This is a genomic window from Streptomyces recifensis, assembly GCF_002154615.1.
In the GTDB taxonomy this organism is placed as follows: domain Bacteria; phylum Actinomycetota; class Actinomycetes; order Streptomycetales; family Streptomycetaceae; genus Streptomyces; species Streptomyces griseoluteus.
In genome coordinates, this window is the sequence record NZ_MUNH01000071.1 from 3,047 (window position 1) to 3,737 (window position 691).

Genomic DNA, 691 nt, shown 5'->3' on the forward strand with positions numbered 1-691 from the left:
CGCCGGAGCGGCGGGCCGGGGGCTCCTCCCCCGCCCGCCGCTCCGGCGCGCCGTGTCCCGGCCCGGTCAGGTGGTGGCGACCACCACGGTCTTCGCCGCCTTGTCGTGCAGGCCCTGCTTGTACGGGCGGTCGAAGTAGCTCCAGCCGCCGCAGATCGCCGTCCAGATACAGGCGCAGCAGAAGGCGAACGGCAGCCACAGCACCAGCGCCCGGATCAGCGAGGACTGCCGGGAGGGGGTGGCGCCGTCGTGCAGGTTGGCCACCCGCATCTTGAGCCAGCGCATGCCGAGCGTCTGTCCGGTGCGGGCGATCAGGATGGTGTCGTAGGCGACGTACAGCACGGCGGCGATGACGGACTGGCCGAGCGACTTGCCGACCTCCATCCGGTCGCCGTTCACGTCGTACTGGTGCACCCCGAAGGCCCAGGTCAGCAGCCAGACGGCGATACCGACGATGATCATGTCGATGATGCGGGCGATGGTGCGCTTGCCGCTGTCCGCGAGCGGGGGCATGCCGGCCAGGGGGTCGCCCGGGCGGCCGGGGCCGCCCCCGTAAGGGCCACCCCCGTAAGGGCCGCCTCCTCCGTAGGGGCCGCCCGGGCCCTGGGGGCCGCCCCCGTAAGGGCCGCCTCCCCCATAGGGGCCGCCCGGGCCCTGGGGGCCGCCGCCGTAGGGGTCAGCCGGCCCGTAG

General features: G+C 74.2%; 1 protein-coding gene. It reads right to left on the minus strand.

Annotated features, from left to right (window positions below; genetic code table 11):
• Positions 1-66 precede the first annotated feature (66 nt).
• On the minus strand, positions 67-691 hold a 625-nt coding region (locus CCN33_RS04755), incomplete at its 5' end, for an RDD family protein (protein ID WP_086691433.1).